This window comes from Sphingopyxis sp., from assembly GCF_016704835.1.
In the GTDB taxonomy this organism is placed as follows: domain Bacteria; phylum Pseudomonadota; class Alphaproteobacteria; order Sphingomonadales; family Sphingomonadaceae; genus Sphingopyxis.
In genome coordinates, this window is sequence record NZ_JADIZJ010000005.1 from 259,901 (window position 1) to 281,309 (window position 21,409).

Annotated in this window: 18 protein-coding genes and 2 pseudogenes; 14 read left to right on the plus strand and 6 right to left on the minus strand. The window is 64.7% G+C overall.

From position 1 onward, the window contains the following. The first annotated feature begins 84 nt into the window (after positions 1-84). Positions 85-504 (plus strand): addiction module antidote protein, encoded by a 420-nt coding sequence (locus IPF76_RS10810; protein WP_293843353.1) that lies wholly within the window; start codon positions 85-87, stop codon positions 502-504. Between the two features lie 213 nt (positions 505-717). Here IPF76_RS10810 and IPF76_RS10815 read toward each other — a convergent pair whose 3' ends face one another. The 3 genes from IPF76_RS10815 to purC all read right to left on the minus strand — a co-directional run bounded on the left by IPF76_RS10815 (position 718) and on the right by purC (position 5,650). After that, positions 718-3,612 carry a M16 family metallopeptidase gene (locus IPF76_RS10815; protein WP_293843355.1) on the minus strand — a complete coding sequence of 965 codons (2,895 nt, stop codon included), beginning with the start codon at positions 3,610-3,612 and terminating at the stop codon, positions 718-720. Between the two features lie 43 nt (positions 3,613-3,655). Next, positions 3,656-4,801: a diguanylate cyclase gene (locus IPF76_RS10820; protein WP_293843357.1), complete on the minus strand. Its 1,146-nt coding sequence runs from the start codon at positions 4,799-4,801 to the stop codon at positions 3,656-3,658. A 69-nt stretch (positions 4,802-4,870) separates the two neighbouring features. Further along, on the minus strand, positions 4,871-5,650 hold the full coding sequence (gene purC / locus IPF76_RS10825) for a phosphoribosylaminoimidazolesuccinocarboxamide synthase (protein ID WP_293843361.1): 780 nt from the start codon (positions 5,648-5,650) through the stop codon (positions 4,871-4,873). Positions 5,651-5,859: 209 nt separating this feature from the next. On the opposite strand from purC, the gene IPF76_RS10830 reads away from it, so the two are divergent. Continuing rightward, on the plus strand, positions 5,860-6,783 hold the full coding sequence (locus tag IPF76_RS10830) for a crotonase/enoyl-CoA hydratase family protein (protein WP_293843364.1): 924 nt from the start codon (positions 5,860-5,862) through the stop codon (positions 6,781-6,783). Here the strand turns inward: IPF76_RS10830 and IPF76_RS20830 are convergent. Continuing rightward, positions 6,780-8,409: pseudogene (locus IPF76_RS20830) on the minus strand (alkaline phosphatase D family protein). The gene IPF76_RS10830 and the pseudogene IPF76_RS20830 sit on opposite strands and share 4 nt — an antisense overlap. Before the next feature lie 62 nt (positions 8,410-8,471). Next, the gene (locus IPF76_RS10845; RefSeq protein ID WP_293843373.1) at positions 8,472-9,596 is read right to left on the minus strand and encodes a DUF3667 domain-containing protein; all 1,125 of its coding nucleotides are present in this window, start codon (positions 9,594-9,596) and stop codon (positions 8,472-8,474) included. A gap of 79 nt (positions 9,597-9,675) precedes the next feature. Here IPF76_RS10845 and IPF76_RS10850 point away from each other — a divergent pair, with 79 nt between their 5' ends. The 10 genes and pseudogenes from IPF76_RS10850 (at position 9,676) to IPF76_RS10895 (ending at position 17,156) form a co-directional block, all read left to right on the plus strand. Further along, complete coding sequence (locus IPF76_RS10850) at positions 9,676-10,962, plus strand: glutamate-5-semialdehyde dehydrogenase (protein WP_293843376.1); 1,287 nt, start codon at positions 9,676-9,678, stop codon at positions 10,960-10,962. After that, on the plus strand, positions 10,959-11,306 hold the full coding sequence (locus tag IPF76_RS10855) for a hypothetical protein (RefSeq protein WP_293843379.1): 348 nt from the start codon (positions 10,959-10,961) through the stop codon (positions 11,304-11,306). The genes IPF76_RS10850 and IPF76_RS10855 overlap by 4 nt, the downstream gene beginning before the upstream one ends. Further along, positions 11,303-11,956 (plus strand): nicotinate-nucleotide adenylyltransferase, encoded by a 654-nt coding sequence (locus IPF76_RS10860; RefSeq protein ID WP_293843382.1) that lies wholly within the window; start codon positions 11,303-11,305, stop codon positions 11,954-11,956. The genes IPF76_RS10855 and IPF76_RS10860 overlap by 4 nt, the downstream gene beginning before the upstream one ends. Next, on the plus strand, positions 11,953-12,351 hold the full coding sequence (gene rsfS, locus IPF76_RS10865; RefSeq protein ID WP_293843385.1) for a ribosome silencing factor: 399 nt from the start codon (positions 11,953-11,955) through the stop codon (positions 12,349-12,351). Before IPF76_RS10860 ends, rsfS begins: the two co-directional genes overlap by 4 nt. A gap of 33 nt (positions 12,352-12,384) precedes the next feature. Continuing rightward, positions 12,385-12,741, plus strand: a pseudogene (locus IPF76_RS10870) (23S rRNA (pseudouridine(1915)-N(3))-methyltransferase RlmH); the annotation flags it as partial. A gap of 25 nt (positions 12,742-12,766) precedes the next feature. Continuing rightward, positions 12,767-13,921, plus strand: a complete 1,155-nt coding sequence (locus IPF76_RS10875; RefSeq protein ID WP_293843388.1) for a peptidoglycan DD-metalloendopeptidase family protein — start codon at positions 12,767-12,769, stop codon at positions 13,919-13,921. 132 nt (positions 13,922-14,053) lie between these two features. After that, positions 14,054-15,445 (plus strand): S41 family peptidase, encoded by a 1,392-nt coding sequence (locus IPF76_RS10880; RefSeq protein WP_293843391.1) that lies wholly within the window; start codon positions 14,054-14,056, stop codon positions 15,443-15,445. A gap of 12 nt (positions 15,446-15,457) precedes the next feature. Next, positions 15,458-15,940 (plus strand): disulfide bond formation protein B, encoded by a 483-nt coding sequence (locus IPF76_RS10885; RefSeq protein WP_293843394.1) that lies wholly within the window; start codon positions 15,458-15,460, stop codon positions 15,938-15,940. After that, complete coding sequence (locus IPF76_RS10890) at positions 15,937-16,467, plus strand: demethoxyubiquinone hydroxylase family protein (protein ID WP_293843397.1); 531 nt, start codon at positions 15,937-15,939, stop codon at positions 16,465-16,467. Before IPF76_RS10885 ends, IPF76_RS10890 begins: the two co-directional genes overlap by 4 nt. Before the next feature lie 83 nt (positions 16,468-16,550). Continuing rightward, positions 16,551-17,156 carry a hypothetical protein gene (locus IPF76_RS10895; protein WP_293843400.1) on the plus strand — a complete coding sequence of 202 codons (606 nt, stop codon included), beginning with the start codon at positions 16,551-16,553 and terminating at the stop codon, positions 17,154-17,156. A gap of 115 nt (positions 17,157-17,271) precedes the next feature. Here the strand turns inward: IPF76_RS10895 and IPF76_RS10900 are convergent, their stop codons facing one another. After that, entirely contained in the window at positions 17,272-19,206 is a 1,935-nt protein-coding gene (locus tag IPF76_RS10900; protein WP_293843403.1) for a prolyl oligopeptidase family serine peptidase, read from the minus strand. Between the two features lie 318 nt (positions 19,207-19,524). On the opposite strand from IPF76_RS10900, the gene IPF76_RS10905 reads away from it, so the two are divergent. Together IPF76_RS10905 and IPF76_RS10910 are read left to right on the plus strand one after the other, a co-directional pair. After that, positions 19,525-19,923 (plus strand): hypothetical protein, encoded by a 399-nt coding sequence (locus IPF76_RS10905; RefSeq protein WP_293843406.1) that lies wholly within the window; start codon positions 19,525-19,527, stop codon positions 19,921-19,923. 142 nt (positions 19,924-20,065) lie between these two features. Further along, positions 20,066-21,409, plus strand: a complete 1,344-nt coding sequence (locus IPF76_RS10910; RefSeq protein ID WP_293843409.1) for a metallopeptidase TldD-related protein — start codon at positions 20,066-20,068, stop codon at positions 21,407-21,409.

Here is a 21,409-nt window from a genome sequence, read left to right on the forward strand (position 1 = left end):
CATCTTAAAGATGCGCTTTAAAGCGGCCGGCATCTTTTCGAACCGGAAGAGGCGGACCACTTGGACCGGGAGGACGACACCATCATGCAAAGCAGCGCGCTGATCCGCCAGTTGAGCGAGCAACCCCGGGTGCGCGATCTCTCGGTCGAAGCCGCACAGGCGGTTCTCGCGCTCCGTTACTGCATCCTGTGCCGCCGCAGCGAGCGCGACCCGATCCCCGAACTCGAACGGCGCTGGGGCAACATCCTGGCCGCGCGGCGCTATCGCCTCGTGGTCGAGGCGATCGGCCATGTCTGGCCGGACCCCTTTGTCGTCGCCCCGCCCTGCTGCCCGCGCATCAGTTTCGACGAGGCGCTGCTTGCCGCGATGGTGAGCGCTGCGGCGCAGCGCGACCGGCCACAGTTCGACTTGCTGACCGCCGAGATGCTGGGCGGCGACGCGCGCGAGATGATCTTCGCCGCGCTGGAGAATTTCATCCGTGCGCAAAAGCCGGAGCGGATCTAGCATAGCAAAAATGGGGGATTACCCATTGCCGTTATGAGTAGGAAACCGACGTCTTACAGCTTCGTCATCCCGGACTTGATCCGGGATCCACGGCGACAGCGCAGCTATGGATCCCCGATCAAGTCCGGGATGACGATAAGGCGAATATCCTCCCTGTCGCGCAGCGATGGGAATGATAAACGGCAGCATCGGTCGTTAGCTGAGGCTCGCCCCCTACTTGCCAGCCTTGTCGCTCACCGCCTTGATCACGAGCGCCTTGTCGTCGACCAAATAGCGCTTGGCTAGCAGCTGCAACTCTGCCGGCGTCGCGGCTTCGACTTCGCCAATCCCCTTGCGGCTGCGGTCTAGGCGATCGGTCTGGCTCGTCGCCTCGGCGACATAGTTCAACCAATAGGCGTTTTCACGCCGCGATTTGGTCATCGCTTCGACCAGTGGCTTGCGCGCGCGGTCGAGCAGGTCGGCATCGACGGGGGCGTCGCGCAGCTCCTTGGCGATCGCAAAGATAGCGGCGCGCGTTGTCGCCAGATCCTTGTGATCGACATTGCTTGCGGCGAAGAGATGGCCGTAGCCTGGAAATTCGTCCGACAGGCTGGCGGCCGCGCCGGGACTGTAGCTTTCCCCGAGCTTCTCGCGCAATTCCTCGGTCAGCTTCAATTGCATGACGCGCGCAAGCAGGTTGAGCCGCATCGCTTCGCTCAGGTTGCTGTCGTCGCGCGCGGGCCAGTAGACGCGCAGCTCGGCCTGCTCGGCCGGCCCCTTGTGGATCAGCGTCCGCTCGCTGCGGTCAGCCGCAAATTCACGCACCCGCGCCTCGCGGCGCAAATTAAAGGCGGCACGGCGTTCGGGCAATGCGCCAAAGGACGCCGCGATCGCATCGATCGCCGCCTGCTCGTCGATGTCCCCGACGACGCCGATCTCGATCGCGCCCTTTGCAAAGCTGTCGGCAACGACCGGTTTCAGCTGCGCCCAGTCGAGCGTCATCAGCTTGGCGAGCGGCGGGGTCTGCGAGCGCGGGTCGTCGTTGGCCAGAATGCCCCCCGCGTCGCGGCCGATCACCGCCGCAGGGGTCGCATCATTCGCGGCATATTGCTGCGGCAGCACGCGGCGGATCAGCGCAAGCCCGTCGGGGCGATAGCCGGGGTGGGTCAGAAACGCCGCCATCAACTTCGCCTGTAGCCCAAAATCTTCGGGCGAGGTCAACGCGCTGCCGCCAAACGCATCGGTGGCATTGCCGAAACTGGGGCTGACCGTCTTGCCCGCGAGGATCGAACGCAGTTCGTCGAGGCTATGCGCCTCGAGCCCGCCCAGCATCAGTGATCCCGCCAGCGACACCTTCGTCGGATCGTCGCGCGTCGCGAGCAGATTGCCGCCATCGACACGCAGCGACAGCATCACGCGGTCTTTCTGAAAATCAGTTTTCTTGATGTTGAGCATAACATTGTTTGCGAAGCGGACCCGGCGGATACCGAGATCCTCGATCCGATCGTCGCTGACGATTCGTCCCGGGGTGCCGAAATTGTCATAGGCGAAGGCCGCATTGGCAGCTTCGGTCGGCGCCGCTACCGCAACCTGGGCCGAGCTGCGCAACGCGGCGAGGATCGCGTCGGTGCCGCCGTCGATCGGCTTTTTCGCCGAAACCCGCGCGAGCGGCGCACTGAAGCCCTCCATTCGCTTGCGGAACGCCGCGGTAACCGCCGCGGCGCTGAGCGATGGTGCGGTCGCCTCAAACAACGCCTGCGACGTTTCAGGGCGGGCAAAAACGAAATCGCCCTTCGCCGCGGCAATCAGCGTGTCGGCGAGCGCATCGCTGCGCCGCGTCGTCACCCCGGCAACCGCATTGCGCAGCGCGGTACGCCGCGTCGCCAGTTGCTCGGCAACTTCGGCTTGAGTGAAGCCGTGCTCGATAGCGCGGCGCTGCTCCTGTTCGATCAGCGCCAGCGCTTCTTGCCACGCGCCCTCCTTGGCGACCGCTCCGACGGTGACCTGATCGAAGACCTTCCAGCCCGCCGCTTCACTGAAATAACCGCCCAAGATCGGCGAATCCTCGTTGAGCGCAAGCTTCGCCAGACGGCGGTTGACGATCGCTTCGCCGACATCCTCGGCGAGCGTGCGCGCGCGCTTCGCCTTGGTATCGGCTTCGTCGACCCACGGTTTGAAGGCCGCGAGGGTGACCGAATCCTGGATCGCGGGATCGATGAAATCGTCGGCCGCCGCGGCGCGATGATAATCGATCGTGCCGATGTCAGGATTGGCGCCGGCGGCACCGCGCCCCTTCCAGTCGCCGAAACGCGCCTTGATCTTGGCCTCGACCGCCGCAGGATCGAAATCGCCGACCATCACCAGTGTCGCCCGCTCCGGCCGGTAGTAGCGATCATACAGGTCGCGCAGCCGCGCCGCTGGCGCAGTCTTTATCACCTCTTCGGTGCCCACCGGCAGGCGGCTCGCAACCTTCATCCCCTGCATCTGGAAATCGAGCTGGTCGATCAGATTGCGCAGCTGATAGGTGTCGCGGGCGCGACGTTCGGACAGGATGATGCCGCGTTCGCGATCGACCGCAGTCGGATCGATCGCGAGCTCTCCACCGGTCTCGCGCATCAGCATCAGCCCGGTGTTGATCAGATCGTCCGAAGCATTGGGCAGGTCGAGCTGGTAGATCGTCTCGTCAAAGCCTGTCGACGCATTGGTATCGGCGCCGAACGCCAGCCCTTTGCGTTCGAGCAGCTTGATCATCTCGCCTTCGGGCACGTTGGTCGATCCGTTGAACGCCATATGTTCGAGGAAATGGGCCAGCCCACGCTGGTCCTCGGCCTCGGCAAAGCTGCCGACGTCGAACCGCATCCGCAGGACGACGCTGTCCTTGGGCGTGCTGTTCGCTAGCAGCGCATATTTCATCCCGTTGGGCAGCACGCCAAAGACGATGTTCGGATCGACCGGCACATCGCTGGCGGCGAAGTTCCATGCTTTCCCGGCCTCGGTTTGCGGATTGGTGGCTGTGGTCGCGGTGGTGGGCGCCGCCGTATCGCGGGCAAAGACCGGTGCGGCGGTCGCGATCAGCAGGACGAGGGGCGACAGCGCGGTCGAAACACGCCGGACAAAGGATTTGGTCATGCCCAACGGTGTGGCTACCCCCCCGCGGCCGGTCAAGCGCTGGTTATGCGACCCACCCGATGCTTTCGACCGACGACGTCTGGCGGCGATCGGCTGCCTTTGCGGCATAAAGTGCTGCGTCGGCGACCTCGAAGAGATTGCGTGCCATATGCCCATGCTCGGGCCACGACGCGGTGCCGATGCTGGCGCCCACGCGGATCAGACGACCGTCGATGCGATAGGGCGCGGCGAGCGCTGAAAGAATGTGGTCGGCGAGAGAGGTTTCGAGCAGCTGCGATCCGGCCGGCGCCAGGATTGCAAATTCGTCGCCACCCTGCCTCGCGACGACGGCATGCCGGCCGCACGCCCCGCGCAGCCGCTCGGCAATTTCGCACAGCAGCAGGTCACCGACGGCATGCCCATGCGCATCATTGACCGGTTTGAACCCATTGAGATCGAGCAACGCGATGGCGAAATGGCTGTCGGCGCCCGCGGCCGCGATTTCATGGTCGAGACAAAGGTCGAATTCACGCCGATTGGCCAGCCCAGTGAGCGGGTCGGTGTGCGCGAGCTCGCGCATCTGGCGCTGCAATTCGAGCAGGTCGATCACCTGGCCATGCTGCTGGATCACCATACGGAGCAGGAACAGGGTCGCGATGACCAGACTGGTGCCAGCCGCAATTTCGGGCGAGCGCCCCGACGTCAGCATCAACAGCGCAACGGGACCCAGTCCGACCCCAAGGTTCACGAACGTCGCAAACCGGATCGACGACAGGCAATAGGCAGTCGCGAGCGACCCCATCGCCATGATCATCGCATAATAGCTGTGCGTCGCCGCAGGGGCAGCAAGCCAGTTGGTCACCGTCCAGACGCTGCACATCAGCCCCGTGATGCCCGACAGCCAGCTGGCCTCCCGGATCATGCGGCGCGCGCGGCGCGGGCTCATTTTGCGGCCGCGATTGTGCATGAGGAACAGGAAACCGAGGATGCCAACAAGGGCGAGGATCACCGGAAAACCGATGCGAACCGCCGGATGAACCGCCGCGACCCCCGCATAAATCGCAGATGGGGTCGTCGCCGCGAGCATCAGGAAGAGCATCGGGGTCAGCGTCTCGATGCGATTGGCGCGCAGTATCGCGACATCGTCCCGGATTTCCTCCGGCACCGGCGGAAAAATCCGCATGATCAACCTGTTAAAGACCCCCGTCATGACGACGGCCTAACAACTCATGGTAAATCAACCCTTAAAGCCAAGCGGCCCCGGCCCGGCACCGCCCGATCAGCTGCCCTTTTTCTTCCGATGGCTTTCGAGATCGAGCACGGCATTATCGCCGCCCTCGGGCAGCAGGCCCAGTCGGCGCGCGACTTCCTGATAGGCTTCGACTTCGCCGCCGAGGTCGCGGCGGAAGCGATCCTTGTCGAGCTTCTCGTTTGTCGTCATGTCCCAAAGGCGGCACCCGTCGGGGCTGATCTCGTCGGCGAGGATGATGCGGCTGAAATCGCCTTCGTACAGGCGGCCAAATTCAAGCTTGAAATCGACCAGACGAATGCCGACCGCAGCGAACATGCCCGACATGAAGTCGTTGATGCGGATCGCCATGTCCTGAATGTCGTGAAGCTCGTCCTGGCTGCACCAGCTGAAACAGGCGATATGCTCTTCGGCAACGAGCGGATCGCCCAGCGCGTCGTCCTTGTAGCAATATTCGATCAGCGTGCGGGGAAGCTGGGTGCCTTCCTCGATACCGAGGCGCTTCGACAGCGTGCCTGCCGCGACATTGCGCACGATGACTTCGATCGGCACGATCTCGACCTGGCGGATCAGCTGTTCGCGCATGTTCAGGCGGCGGATGAAGTGATGCGGCACGCCGATATTGCCGAGCAGCGTGAAGACATGCTCCGAAATCCGGTTGTTCAGCACGCCCTTGCCGCTGATCGTGCCCTTTTTCTGCGCGTTGAACGCGGTCGCATCATCCTTGAAATACTGGATCAGCGTGCCCGGTTCGGGGCCCTCGTACAGGATCTTCGCTTTGCCTTCGTAGATCTGGCGGCGACGGGACATGGCGTGCAAACTTTCTGTCGGAACCAAATGAATGACCCCGGCAAAGCGACTCAGATGGAGGCGCGGCGCCGGGGCGATGGGGGGCCTATAGCGGCAAAGGTCGGGCGCGTCATCCCCGGCATCGCGGCCACCTCCTTACGTTTACGTCAACTAGAGCTTGCACTCTCCCGTGTCGCTTGCAACGATGAACGAAGCCAAGGGAGAGACAGATGAGCTTCGACCAGATTCGCCTCGACAAGCATGAGGGCATCGCGCTGCTGACGTTGCACCGCCCCGACCGGATGAACGCCTTCACGACGGAAATGATGCTAGAAATCGTCGCGGCGCTCGACGAGTGCGACGCCGACGACGGCGTCCGCGCGGTGATCTTTACCGGATCGGGCGACCGCGCCTATTGCGCCGGCGCCGATCTGGGTCAGGGCGCCGCCACCTTCGACTATGACAAGCGCACCGACAAGCTGGCGATCCTGCCCGATGGCATGTCGGCAAGCCCGGTCAGCGAAGACGGCACGATCGACTGGTCGCACCCGCTGATCCGCGATTCGGGTGGGCGCGTGTCGATGCGGATCTTCGACTGCAAAAAGCCGGTATTGGGAGCGATCAACGGCGCCGCGGTGGGTATCGGCGCGACGATGACGCTGTCGATGGACGCTCGCCTCGCCAGCGCGACCGCGCGCTACGGCTTCGTCTTCGCGCGCCGCGGGATCGTGCCCGAAGCGGCGTCGAGCTGGTTCCTGCCCCGCCTCGTCGGCATCCAGAACGCAGTCGACTGGTGCTATTCGGGCCGCCTGATCGACGCCGCCGAAGCACATGAAAAGGGGCTCGTCCAATCGGTCCACAAGCCGGGCGAGCTGGTCGACGCCGCGATCGCCAAGGCGCGCGAGTTGACCGATCACAGCGCCCCGGTATCGGTCGCGCTCACTCGCCACATGCTGTGGCGCATGCTCGGTGCGCCGCACCCCATGAGCGCGCACCGCTGGGACAGCCGCGCGATCTTCGCCCGCGGACGCAGCGCCGACGCCGCCGAGGGGGTGTCGAGCTTTCTCGAAAAGCGCCCCGCCAACTTCACCGTCAGCGTCGCGAACGACTATCCCTGGTTCGCCGAATTCGAGGATGCGCCGCCGTACAGCTAAGCCGCGTCATATCTCCGCCGCCCACGCGCCGCCGTCATGCTGTGCGTTTCCTTGAGCGCCGGCGTATGGCTGCGGATCGTTTCAAGATTGTGCCAGTTCGCGGTGACCCGCTCGCGCGTTAGCTGCACTGAGACATAACCCCGATTCTGCGTGTTGGCCCATGCAAGCTGGGGCGAGGACGCACGCAGCGCCGATACACGCGCCGCGTCGGAAATGCCTTTCGTATAGGCTTCATACCCCGGCGAGGTGACGCTGTGCCCGCCGACCTCGATCCCCGCCGGGCGCCCGTCGTGCGACAGGTCGAACGCCCAGGCGTTATGGCTGTCGCCCGACAGCGTGACGAGATCGGCGTCGGCTTTCTGCGCTGCCGCGAGCAGGCGCGAGCGCGCCGCCGGATAGCCGTCCCAGCTGTCCATGTTGAGCGGCAGCCCCGCCTTTGCCGCCAGCTGCGACACCTCGACGCGGCGCTTCACATAGTCGGGCTGGTCGGCGCCGAACCAATTGCGCGATTCGGATGGCGTGAACAGGCTGCCCATGACGATCTGCTGCGCGCAGACCTGCCAGCGCGTTCCGCTTTTCACCGAACGGTCCAGGCCGTCGAACAGCCAATTCTCCTGTTCGGCGCCCATCAACTGCCGCGCGGGATCGCGGTAATCACTCTCGGCGAATTGCTTCAGGGTTGCGGCAACGTCGCGCTTGCCCTTCAGAATCTCGCCCAGCTCGAACGGCCGGTCGCGCGCGGTGATCCGCGTTTCGGGCAGGAAGATCGTCGCCAGGTCCCCCGCCTGATACTGGCGCCAGCGCGCGTCGGCGGCGGGCATCCATTCGCCATGCGCGCGCTCGGCGGCGGCTTCACGCGCGCCATTCGCCCTCGCCTTCATTGTGATTCTCGGCGCCGCCTTTCCACACGTCGTTCGCGAATTCATGGTCGTCCCATTGCGCGATCACCGGGAACAGCTGGTGCAACCGCTGCAAATCGGGATCGCTGCGATAGGCGGCGTAGCGGAGTCGATAGTCCGCGAGCGCGACAATCTCCTGCGTCGGCTGGATATCGCGGCCAGGCAAGGCGTCCTTCAGCGCGGGATAGTCGCCGACCTTATATTCATAGAGATAGTCGCCGACGTGCGCGACGAGGTCGATATCGTTCCGCGCGGCGGCATGGGCATAGGCATTGAACCAGCCGAACGGCAGGTTCGAGCAGGAGAAGAGCGCGATGGTGAAGGCGCTCGTCGGGCCGGTGGGCAACGTCCGCGTCCGGCCGGTCACCGATCTGGTGCCGTCGGGGGCGATGAAGCGATAGAAATACCAGCGGCCGGGTTGAAGGCCGTCGACGACGATTTTCGCGCAATGATCGCGTTCGCCCTCGGCGATGACGCTGCCGCCACCAGCGACGCGTCCAAAATCGGCGCTTTCGGACAGTTCGACGGTCAAGGCGCTGTCGTTCGCCGCGGCGTAGCGTGTCCACAGCAGCACCGAATTGGCCCCCGGCTCGCCGCTCGCGACGCCATGGGTGAAGCCCTGTGCCATGTTCGCAAGCGCCGCGCCGGGCAGCGACAAGGCCGCGAGCCCCGCGGTGCCGAGCTTGATCAGCAGGCGCCGGTCCAATTCGCCCCAAAGCTGGTGCATCGCAACTCTCCCTCTCGTCCAACCCGGTTTTTTTGGTCTGCCTTTGTTACGATTCGGCGCGGCTATCCCAGCACGCCCAGCGCGAGCAGCAGCAGCATGAACATGATGACCGCATACAGGCTGAAAAAGAGCAGCAATGTCGCGCGAGCAAGCGCGCCGAACCGCGACGAACGATAGGCGCCGCGCAGTTGCTGGTACATATGGAAAGGCACATAAAGCATCGCGAACGCCGTCGCGACATCGCCGAATATCGTCAGGTTGAACAATCGCACGGCGACGAACAAGAGCAGCATGAAGCTGATCGAATAAGTGACGAAGACGAAATGGTCGTACGTGTGAAAGCGGCGGCTGAACGGAAAGAGCAGCCACATGAAGGGCAGCGACAACGGGATCAGCGCCCATGCGAATTTATAGGCATTCGCCTGCAATTTGTAGAGCACGAGCGCCGGGTTCGCGATCGCCTTCTCCAGCCCATGGTCGATGAAGGGGACGCCGGTATTGACCTTGGTGCGCGAGAGAAACTCGATGCCGGTCATCATCTGCTCAGAGGGATCGTCGAGCACCGGTGGCCCCTTGTCGCGCTCCTCCTTGCTGAGGCTGCGCGCGACACCGAGATAGTCAGCGCTTTTGAGAAGCGTTGCGCGCTCCTCGACGAGCAGTATCCGCTCGGCTGGCTTCAGATCCTTTGCTGCGAGGCGCGCGTCGACGCGCTTGACCTCTTCCTCGAAACTTTCCTTGAGCGCGTTCGAGCGCGTCTGCTCGGCTGCCGCCTTGGCGATCCCCTCGCCGACCCCGCCGCCACTACCGACGACGGCCAGCACGGCATAGGTGAGGAAAACCGCGAACAGGAACAGCGCAAGCGGCGAGATGAAACGCGCGCGTTCGCCATGGATGTAGCGGCGCGTCAGATCACCGGGCCGCCACGCGAGCAGCGGCAGCGTGTTCCAGATCTTGCCTTCGAAATGAAAGATCGCGTGAACCAGATCGTGTCCGATCGCGCCAAAACTGCGATGCACGTCGGCGCGCTGGCCGCAATAATGACAATGCGACCCGGCAAGACTGGTGCCGCAATTAAGGCAGCGCAGCGGCGCGTGACCGGGGTTCGCGCCGCCATGGCGCGATTCGACCGCATGTCCCGCCAGACCGGCGGTGACCGCCGCCCCGATGCCTTCGATATCCCCGCTCATGGCGCCCTGCCTAAAGGCGCGCGAGGAAGGGCGCAACGGGACTTTCGGGGCTCACGCAAAACGTGATAGTGGCAGCGTCATGAACGCCCAAGCCCTGACCGCCCCGCCGATGCCCGGCGACGCCCCCGCCCTGATCGCCGACATGGGCGCGCGCGCGCGCGCCGCCGCGAAACAGCTCGCGCTGAAGGCGACGGTGGACAAGGCCGCCGGGCTGGTTGCGGCGGCGGCACAGATTCGCGCCCGGGTGACCGTAATTCTGGCCGCCAATGCAGAGGATATGACTGCAGGAAGGACAAACGGCCTGTCGGGCGCGATGCTCGACCGGTTGCGGCTCGATGCGGGCCGCCTCGCCGGGATCGCCGATGCCATCGATGCGGTTGCCGCGCTCCCCGACCCTTCAGGCGCCGAAATCGACCGCGTGACGCGGCCCAACGGGTTGGTGCTCAGCCGCGTGCGCGTGCCGCTCGGCGTCGTCGGCATCATCTATGAAAGCCGCCCCAATGTGACCGCCGACGCCGCGGCGCTCGGGCTGATGTCGGGCAACGCCGTGATCCTGCGCGGCGGCAGCGAGGCGGTCCATTCGAACCGTGCGATCCACGCGGCATTCGCGGCGGGGCTGGTCGATGCCGACCTGCCCGCCGATGCGGTGCAACTCGTACCCATGCAGGACCGCGCCGCGGTCGGTGCGATGCTGCGCGCGCAAGGGCTGATCGACATCATCATCCCGCGCGGCGGCAAAGGCCTTGTCGCGCGCGTCCAGGACGAGGCGCGCGTGCCCGTGCTCGCGCATCTCGACGGGATCAACCACCTCTATATCGACGGCGCGGCCGATCCGGCAAAGGCGATCGACCTGGCCGTGAACGCCAAGATGCGCCGCACCGGCGTCTGCGGCGCGACCGAGACGATCCTGGTCGACCGCGCCTATCCCGCACCGCTGGCGATCATCGATGCGCTGGTCGCAGCGGGCTGCGAAGTGCGCGGCGACAAAGCCATCATGGTATTGAGCCCGCATGTCGAAACCGCGTCGACCGCCGACTGGGACTGCGAATATCTCGACGCGATCGTCTCGATCGCCATGGTCGATGGCCTCGACGGCGCGCTCGCACATATCGACGCGCATTCGAGCCGCCACACCGACGCGATCGTTACCGAGGATGCCGCGACCGCCGAACGCTTCCTCGCCGAAGTCGACAGCGCGATCGTCATGCACAATGCCTCGACGCAGTTCGCCGACGGCGGCGAATTCGGCCTCGGCGCCGAAATCGGCATCGCCACGGGTCGCCTCCACGCCCGCGGCCCGGTCGCGCTCGAAGGGCTCACGACATATAAATGGCTTGTGCGCGGCACGGGTCAGGTCCGGCCTTGACGGAAACTAAACGCCTGTGGCGTCCCGTCGGCCCCAAGGAACTCGCGCTGATCGCCGCTAGCGGTATGCGTGAATTCCCGCCAAGGCTGCCCGACCAACCGATCTTCTATCCGGTCACCACGTTCGATTATGCGGTGAAGATCGCGCGTGACTGGAACGTCCCTGCGTCGGGATCCGGCTTTGTGACCGAGTTCGACGTCTCGACCGACTATCTCGCCGGCTATAAGGTCGAGCAAGCGGGCGGACGCGCACATCAAGAATATTGGATTCCGGCGGAAGAATTGCCCGCCTTCAACCAAGCGATCATCGGCCATATCAGAGTGGTGAAATCATTCCCCGAATGATCCCCACCGGCCTCCTCGGCGGCAGCTTCAATCCCGCGCATGGCGGGCATCGCGCGATCAGCCTGAATGCAATCGATGCGTTGGGTCTCGATGAGCTTTGGTGGCTGGTGTCGCCGGGCAACCCGCTGAAGCCCAGGGCGGGCATGGCTTCGCTCCCCGCGCGGCTCGCTTCGGCGCAGCGCGCGGCGCGGCGTTCCCCGATTCGCGCAACGGGAATCGAGGCCGAACTCGGTACGCGCTACACGATCGATACGCTCAAAAAGCTCGTCCGCCGCTACCCCGACCGGCAGTTCATCTGGATCATGGGAGCCGACAATCTGGCCCAACTGCCCCAATGGCGCGACTGGCGGGGGATCGCCCGACTCATGCCGATTGCGGTTATCGCGCGTCCGGGCTATAATGACCGCGCCCACGCAAGACGTGCGATGGGTTGGCTTCGGCGCTTCGTCCGGCCCGCGGACCATAAATTACATTGGACGGACTGGAGACCGCCCGCCCTCGTGTTCCTGCGTTTTTCGCCCGATGTGCGATCCGCAACTGCGATACGGCAGGCCAACCCCCGCTGGTTCGAACGCTATGAAGGTCGCGCAATGCGCGATCCGCTGACGCGCTCGCGGCTTGTGGACACGAACAGGAAAGGACGCATTTGATCTCCGCAACCCAGGATGCCGCCGCAGGCGCCGCATCCGCAAATGACAGCGTGGAATCGCTCCACGCATTGATCCTCCACCAGCTGGATGAGGATCAGGCCCAGGAAACCATTTCCATCCCGCTTGCCGGCAAAAGCAGCATCGCCGATCATATGGTGATCGCAAGCGGCCGGTCGACGCGCCACGTCTCGGCGATCGCCGAAAAACTGGCGCAGCGGATCAAGCAGGAAGCGGGCCGCCACGTTCGCGTCGAAGGATTGCCCAATGCCGATTGGGTTCTGCTCGATGCAGGCGATGTCATCGTCCATCTGTTCCGTCCCGAGGTGCGTAGTTTCTACAACCTCGAGCGGATGTGGTCGTTCGGCGACGCGCCGCCGGTCACGCTGGCAAATTGACGTCCCTGCCCTGCCAAGGGTAGGCGGAGCGTCATGTTGCTGCACATCATCGCGCGCGGGCGCATCGGGCGCGGGCCCGAGGCCGAACTGGTCGAGCGCTACATGAAGCGCGTAACCTGGGCGCAGAAGATTTCCGAGCTTCCGGACACGGGCGGCCGTATGCCTGCCGCCGCCGTCAATAGCCGCACCATATTGCTGGACGAGGGGGGCGACCAGATGTCGTCGCTCGAATTTGCCAAATTGCTCGAAAACTGGCGCGACAGCGGGGTGCGCGAGGCGCGCTTTTGCCTAGGCGCCGCCGATGGCTTCACCGCGCAGGAACGCGAAGGTGCGGACGAGGTGATCGCCTTTGGCCGCGCGACCTGGCCGCATCTGATGGCGCGCGCGATGGGTTTTCGGCGGTGCGGCCCTCGCGTTGGCACAGAGCGACGTCTTCGATCCGCAGGCGATCGCGGCGCGCGAGCGCACGCAGTTGGTCGATGCCAAACAGCAATCGGCGGCAGCGATGGCGCGCAGCGCCCTGCTCGAGAAACAGGCGGCGGCGGCGAGCGGCGAAGCCGACCGACTCAAAAAACGCAGCGCCGCGCTGGCTGCACGCATCCAGTCGGCCGAGGCCGACATCAGTGCTGGCGAAGCGCGCGTTGCATTGGTCAACCGCCGTCTCACCGCCCAGCGCGCGCGGCTGGCGCAGCAGCAGCAGCCGCTGCTCGAACTCGCCGCCTCGCTCCAGCAGCTCAGTCGCCAGCCGCCGGTCAGCGTGCTCGCGCAGCCGGGATCGCTCACCGACATGGTCCACGCGCGTGCGGTGATCGACGCCGCCATGCCCGTGATCGAACGCCGCACCGCCGGGGTGCGCGAGGAATTGACGTTACTGCAAACGACCCAGCGGCAGCAGGCGGTAGCGCTGCGGGCCCTTTCCGCGAGCAAGATACAGCTCGCAGAGCGCCGCAACGCGCTGACGCGGCTGGAAAATGAAGGCCGAATGCGCTCGCGCGAACTGATGAGCAGCGCGCAGCTGGAGGCCGACCGCGCGCTGGGGCTGGGCGAGAAAGCCCGCGATATTGTCGAACTGATGGACGCGCTCGAGACCGATGGCATGGTGCGCGGCGAACTGGCGCAGCTCGCCGGCCCGCTGCCGCGCCCGCGCAATCCTTCCAGCACCGTCGTCAACGCCGCCCCGCCCGCCTCCGCGGAGGCAGAACTCACACAAGGCGCCTATCGCCTGCCCGTTGTCGGGCGCATTGTCGCCGGGTTGGGAGAGGTCAACGACAGCGGCGTCCGCTCGCGCGGTGTTACGATTGCGGCGCGTCCGGGCGGCCAGGTCGTCGCCCCCGCCCCTGGCCGCGTCAGCTTTGCCGAGGATTATCGCGGCTATGGCAAGATCGTGATCATCGACCATGGCGGCGGCTGGGTGTCGCTGCTGACCGGCATGATCGGTCTGTCGGTCGCGGTCGGCGACACGCTCGACGCCGGCGCGCCGATCGGCCGCGCCGGGTCCGACGACAGCCGCATCACCGTCGAACTGCGCCGCGGCGGCCGCCCGGTCGATATTGTCGCGATGATCGGGTAATTGCGCGCGTTAATCACCCATTCGGGCGCCGTCCCCTATCGGGATGCACCGCTTGACGCCTGCGCAATTGCGTAGGAGGATGGTGGGCCGCGGTATATAAGGCGGGAAATCCTGCCTGAGTGAAAGACGCACATGACCGACTCGACCAATTTGCCCGTGGCTTCAAAACGCCGCTTTGCGTTGTGGCAGGGCGCCGCCGCGCTCTCGACGCTGGCGCTCGTCCCGCTCGCAACCGGCGCGATGGCGACGGTCGACAGCAAGACGCAGGAAGAAATTTCGCGCTTCATGGATGTCTATCTTGAAGTGAAGTCGAATTATGTCGAACCGGTCGACGATTCGAAGCTGATCGAGGGCGCGATCAACGGGATGCTCGCCAGCCTCGACCCGCATTCGGGTTATCTTGACGCGCGCGGCTTTTCAAACCTGCGCACCCAGACCGACGGCGAATATGGTGGCCTCGGTCTGTCGGTGACGATGGAAGACGGCGTCGTGAAAGTCATCGCGCCGACCGCCGACACCCCCGCCGACAAGGCCGGAATCAAGTCAGGCGACTATATCACCCATATCAACAAGGAACTGATCTTTGGCCTGACGCTCGACGAGGCGGTCGAACAGATGCGCGGGCGCCCGGGCACCAAGATCGACATCACCCTCGTTCGCGAAGGTCAGGACAAGCCGATCGAAATGTCGCTGACCCGTGAAGTCATCGACCTGAAACCCGTCAAATGGGAAGTCAGCGGCGATGTCGGCGTTCTGACCGTCACCAGCTTCTCCGCCGATGCGACCACCGATTTGCGCGCGGCGATGATGGCGGTCGAAAAATCGCTGGGCAAGAAACCACGCGGCTGGATTCTCGACCTGCGCTCGAACCCCGGCGGACTGCTCGACGAAGCGGTCGGGATCAGTGACCTGTTCCTCGATCGCGGCGAAATCGTGTCGCAGCGCGGCCGACGCAAGGGCGACATCGAACGCTTTTTCGCCGAGCCCGGCGACCTGGCGAGCGGTGCTCCGGTGGTCGTCCTGATCGACTCGGGGTCGGCGTCGGCGTCCGAAATCGTTGCCGGTGCCCTGCAGGACCAGCATCGCGCGGTCGTCATGGGCGAACGCAGTTTCGGCAAGGGATCGGTGCAGACCGTGCTGCCGCTATCCGACACCACCGCGCTCCGCCTGACCACCGCGCGCTATTACACCCCGTCGGGGCGCAGCGTGCAGGAGGGCGGGATCGATCCCGACATTCGGGTGCCGCAGCTGTCCGATCCCGATTACGCATCGCGGCCGAAATTCCGCGAAAGCGACCTGCGCCGTCACCTGATCAACGAGAAAAAGGTCGACGACGGATTGCTCGAAAAGGACGAAAAGGCCGATCCGCGCTTCACCGCGAGCGCCGCCGACCTGAAGGCCAAGGGGATCGAGGATTTCCAGCTCCACTATGCGTTACAGACGATCGGGCGCATCAGCCCGACGGCACCGCGCATGGCAGCGCAGGCGACGAAACCCGGCGCCAAACCCGCGCGGCGCAACTAAGGGTTCACAGACATGCTGAAATCGCGCTTTGCTGCGCCGGTGGGCGCGCTCGCCGCGCCGCTGCTGCTTTATGGCGGGGCGCTGGTGTCGCAATACGGCTTTGGCCTGTCACCATGTGAGATGTGTTACTGGCAGCGCTGGCCGCATCAGGCAGCGATCGTGCTCGCGCTGCTCGCGCTGTTGCTGCGCAGCAACGACAAGGTGATGCGCGCGCTGACGCTGTTCGCGGCCATTGCTATCGCGGTCTCGGGCGCAATCGGCATCTACCATGCCGGGGTCGAATATGGCTTTTGGGAAGGTCTAACCACCTGCGCGACCGGCGGCGGCGGGCCGGTGTCGCTCGACGCGATCATGAACGCCCCGCTGATCCGCTGTGACACAGCGCAATGGACCTTGTTCGGAATTTCGCTCGCTGGCTTCAACGCGATCTTTTCCCTCGGCGCGGCGGCGCTCGTCTTGACCTTGCTGCGCCGTCGGCCCACATCGGCGGCATGAGCCCAAAAAATGCCCGCGACGACAAAAACGCGTCGATGATCCGCGTCGATCAGGCTGGCGAATATGGCGCGACGCGCATCTATGCCGGCCAGCTTGCGGTGATGGGCGATCGTCACCCGATGGCGCGCGAGATCGCGCATATGGCAGAGCAGGAAGAGCGGCACCGCAAATTTTTTGACGATATGATCGCCAAACGCGGCGTGCGTCCGACCGCGCTTCAGCCGTTCTGGAACGTCGCGGGCTTTGCGCTGGGCGCGGTGACCGCCGCAATGGGGCCGCGCGCCGCGATGGCGTGCACCGCCGCGGTCGAAACCGAGATCGATCGCCATTATCGCGACCAGCTCGATGAACTCGGCGACAGCGACCCCGAACTCAGCGCCGCGGTCGCCGATTTCCGCGCCGAAGAACTGCAGCATAAGGACACCGCGATCGCTGCGGGCGCCGAAAGCGCGCCGGGCTATCCGGTGTTAAGCCTCGCAATACGCGCCGGTTGCCGTGCAGCTATCGCGCTGTCGAAGCGTATCTGATAGAGTTCAGGCCCACGCATTCGTTCATGACCGATGCAGGGTTGCGGTGCCAAGTCGCACCAACCAAGACAAAGGAATATCCGATGACCCGCCTGCCCCTGTTCGCGCTGATCCTCGCCGGTAGCGCCCTCTCGGTACCTGCCGCGGCGCAGCAAGCGACGGTCGACGGGGAAAAGGTCAATCAGGTCGTTGTCTATGGCGACGATCAATGTCCCAAGAGTGCTGACGACGAAATCCTGGTGTGCGCCAAGCTCCCCGAAGGCGAGCGGTATCGCGTACCCGAGATGCTGCGCGGCAACCCGCTCGACGTGCGCAATGAGGCGTGGGCAAACAAGGTCGTCGCGGTCGAGCGGATCGGCCGCTTCGGCACCGACAGCTGCTCGCCGACCGGGCTCGGTGGTTTCACCGGGTGCACGCAGGCGCTGGTCGCGGGTGCGAAGGCCGAACGCCAGGCGGCGGACAAAACCGACTGGCAAGCGATGATCGCCGACGAACGCGCCAAGCGCCTGGCCGGTATTGATACGGCATCGGACGAAGTCGAGGCCGCGGTTCGGGCCGAGGAACGCGCGCTTGCCGAACGTCAGAAAGCCGCTGAGGAACTCGAACGGCAGGCCAGCGGCCAGGCACCGATGCCGACCGCTCCGGACGAAGCCGACGCCGAAGCATTGCCCGTCCCGCCGCGGCGCTGACGCCTTACATCGTCATTGCGAGCGCAGTGAAGCCATACAGAGCGGTTTATGCCGACGGTGGATTGCCGCGTTGCCTGCGGCGCCTCGCAACGCCGATTCGGCTTCGGCAGTGCACTCAGTTCAGCAAATATTGCTTCCAGAACAGCAGCGACGTCCAGAAACTATAGTCGGCATTTTCCTTCTTGGCGAAGCCATGTCCTTCATTGGTACCGACAAGGTGCCATGCGGTGCCGCCATTTTTGCGCACCGCCGCAACGATCTGATCGGCCTCTGACGCGGGAACGCGCGGATCGTTGGCACCGGTGACGACGAACAGCGGCTTTTTGATGTCGGCAACGCGGGTCAGCGGCGAGATTTCCATCAGTTTCTGGCGCTGCACCGGATCGCGTTCGTCGCCATATTCGACACGGCGCAGGTCCCGGCGATAATCCTGCGTGTTTTCCAGGAAGGTAACGAAGTTGGAAATCGCCACGACGCACAGGTTCGCGCGCAACTTGTCGGCATAATGGGTCGCGGCGGCGTAGCACATATAGCCACCATAGCTGCCGCCGGTCAGGCCGAAGCGCGCCGCGTCAAGCGACTTGTCCTTGGCCAGCGCATTGAGAAACGCGCCCATGTCCTTGACGCTATCCTCGCGCTTGAACGGGCCGTTGTCGAGACTGACGAAGGTCTTGCCATAGCCCGTCGAACCGCGGACGTTGGGATAGAAGAGCGCGATTCCCATTTCGTTCAGCATATAATTGCTGCGCCCCATGAAGCCGGGGCGCGACTGTGCCTCGGGACCGCCATGCACGCTCATGATCAGCGGACGCTTGCCGGGGAATTTTTCCGGGTCGGGCCGATAGAGGAAGCCCGACACCTCAAGCCCGTCAAAACTTTTGACCTTGACCAGTTCGGGTTCGACATTCTTCGTCACGTCGAGCCCACCGGTTTCGCTTTCGGTCCAGCGCGTCACGGCCAGCGTTTTTGGATCGACGCTGAATGCATCGGCAGCGCTTCGCGCCGAGGTGAAGGTGATGCCAACCTCGCCCCACGGCGCAATCTCCAGCCCGCCGATGATCCCTGCGGGGAGTTTATCGACCGTCCGCACCGCGCCGGTATTTGGATCGAACAGCCGCAGTTTTGCCATCCCGGCCTCGTTGACGACATAGGCGATGAAGCTGCCGTCCTCAGCGATGTCAAAGGTGTCGATGTCCCATTTTTCGGTCGGACCCCGGGGCGTAAATTTGCCCGTCGCCGGATCGAGCGTGCCGAGCCGCTGGAAATCGCTGCCCTCGTCGCTGGTCATCCAGATCGTGCCGTCGGGGGCAAAGCTCGCGCCGCCGAGCGCGACGGTCTTGCTGTGGTCGCCGATCGGCGTCATCGCGCCGTTCGCCAGATCGAGGCGGAACAAGTCGGCTTTCTGCACCGAGCTATATTTGCCGATGAGCGCCCAGCTCTTGTCCGCAGCGAAGTCGAGCAGGCCCCAGCCGCCGCCCTGGACCTCGGCCACCATCCGCCGCGACTGGGGATCGCGCGGGTCCATCACATAAATGTCGCTGTCGCGACCGTTACGCAGTGTCGAGGTGAAGGCGACGAGCTGGCCGTCCTGGCTCCAGGCGTTGAGCCCATTGCGGCTCTTGCCGTCGGTCAGCAAATCGAGCCGCCCGTTCTTCATCGCATAGATCTGATAGAATTCGCTGCCGCCAATGTCCTTTTGCACCAGCATCACATCGGCCTTCCCGGGCGCCCAGCTGCCCGACCCGACCGGCTCGGCTTCAAAGGTCAGCTGCTTGCGCGCGCCCATTGGCATCGCCACTCGGTGAAGTTGTGCCGTGTTGCCAAAGCGGGTGGAAATCAGCATCGATTTGTCGATCGGGTTCCAGCCGACAAAACTGGCGCCGCGGTTCTCCATATAAGGCCGCGTCTCTGCCGACAGTTCGGCGGTCACCTCAGGAACGCCGTCGGCAATCAGCGCCGCGGGTTTGGGTTCGACGGCAGGATTGTCGCCTTCAGCCGCCGCCGCGGCGAGCGGGAGCGTCAGGGCAGCGAGAAGGGCGAGATAGCGCATCGTGATGTTCCCCGTGTTGCAGTCAAGCAAGTCCACTGCGAATAGACGCCATCAACGTCGCAGGCGGATGCATAGCTTCGACCAACGGCGCCGCTGCTTCGACCACCGTCAGCCGCATTTACCGGTCGGTTCAGCGCCCTCACTGCGGCCGATTCGGCCCTTCATGCAATATTTTTGGTGATCTGGCGCGATTTGGTTGCGAATCCGGGGTGAATTGAGCGGAATTGTTAACGAATCGGTGCCAACCTGTCTTGACTTGGGAATATTGGGCTGAAATCGTGGCGTTTCTGGGAATCGCCAGCCTAAGGGGGCTGAAAAATGGCATCAGCATTCGGACCGCGCCTATGGCGGCGCTCGACACATAGTGTGCCGGCAGCGCGGAGTCTCGGCCGCCGCATGACCTGGCACGCCGCGACTGCGCTGGTTGCTTTCGCCATATTGCAAATCTGGCTGGTATCGAGCGCGATCGCCGCAGGGGCATCATCCACACTGATTTTTGTCGCACTGATCGTCCTTCTCGCCCTCGCCGTCCCCGTAGCGCGTTCGACCGAACGCCGCTGGTATCACCTCAGCCGTCAGGCGCTTGCCAGCTGGGGTCTGCACGCGCGCTTTCGCCGCGACGTCCGCCGCCTGTGGGTCGCTGCTCTAACACTGCCCTTTTTGTGGGTCAGCGGCGCAATGGCTGCGACTGACGCGATCGCGGCGATCGCCAACTAATCTTTCTGCGTTCCTCGTCTTCCCGGACCTGATCCGGGATCCATTCCAGCGGCGCAGTCATGAACCCCGGATCAGGTCCGGGCCGACGAAAATTGCAGACTTTGATTTTGACGCCCTGCTGCCCGCCGTATAGGGCGCGGCAATGCTCACCGTTTCCGAAGCCCTCGATCGCGCGCAGTTGCTGTGTGCCGCCGCCGCCAAGGCCGGCGCCGATGCCGCTGACGCGCTCTATTATTGCAATGCCGCCACGTCGGTCTCGATGCGGCTGGGCGCACTCGAGGATGTCGAGCGGTCGGAGGGGCAGGATATTTCGCTGCGCGTCTTCGTCGGCCAGCGCAGCGCCAGCGTGTCAACCGCCGACATGGATGCGCGCGAGCTGACGAAGCTGGTCTCCCGCTGCGTCGCGATGGCGCGCGAGGCCCCCGAAGATCCCTATGCCTCTCTGGCACCCGAAGCGCTGCTGTTCAAAGGCCAGGTTCCCGACCTCGACCTCGATGACGGCAGCGAAGCCGATCCGGCCGCGCTGCGCGAAGCCGCGCTGGCAGTCGAGGAAGCGGCGCGCGCGGTCGCCGGGGTCACCAACAGCGAAGGCGGCAGCGCCAGCCACAGCCGCACCCGCTTTGCGCTCGCCACCAGCCACGGCTTTGCCGGGGGTTACGGGTCGAGCGGCCACAGCCTGTCGGCGAGCGTCATCGCGGGCGAAGGCGCGAGCATGCAGCGCGACTATGGCTGGCACAGCGCGCATCATCTGGGCGATCTCGAAAGCGTCGAGGCGATCGGCACCCGCGCCGGAACCCGCGCCGTCGCGCGGCTCAATCCCGGCAAGGCACCGAACGGCAAGGTCCCCGTCATCCTCGATCCGCGCGTCGGCGGCGGCATCGTCGGCCACCTGCTCGGCGCGATCGCCGGACCCGCGATCGCGCGCGGCACCAGCTTTCTGCTCGGCAAGGAAGACCAACTATTGTTCGATCGCAGCATCGTCATTCGTGATGAGCCGCACCGGCCGCGCGGGTTGCGCAGCCGGGCCTTCGACGGCGAAGGCCTGCCGACCGCCGCGCGCGACCTGGTTGCCGACGGCAAGATCACCGGCTGGCTGCTCGACACCGCTTCGGCGAAGCAGCTCGGCCTGACCCCGACCGGTCATGCCAGCCGCGGCGGCGGCGCATCGGGGGTCGGCGCGAGCAATCTGCACCTGGCGGCCGGGCGTGTGACGCCTGCGGCACTGGTGGAAGGCATCGCCGACGGCGTCTATGTCACCGAGCTGATCGGCCACGGCGTTAACCCGGTCACCGGCGATTACAGTCGCGGCGCGTCGGGTTTCCGGATCAAGGACGGCGTGATTGCCGGGCCGATTGCCGAGTTCACCATTGCTGGCAATCTGATCGACATGTTCGCCGCGCTGGTCCCCGCCAACGACCTGGAGTTTCGCCATGGCATCAACGCGCCGACGCTGCGCATCGACGGCATGACCGTCGCGTCAAGCTGA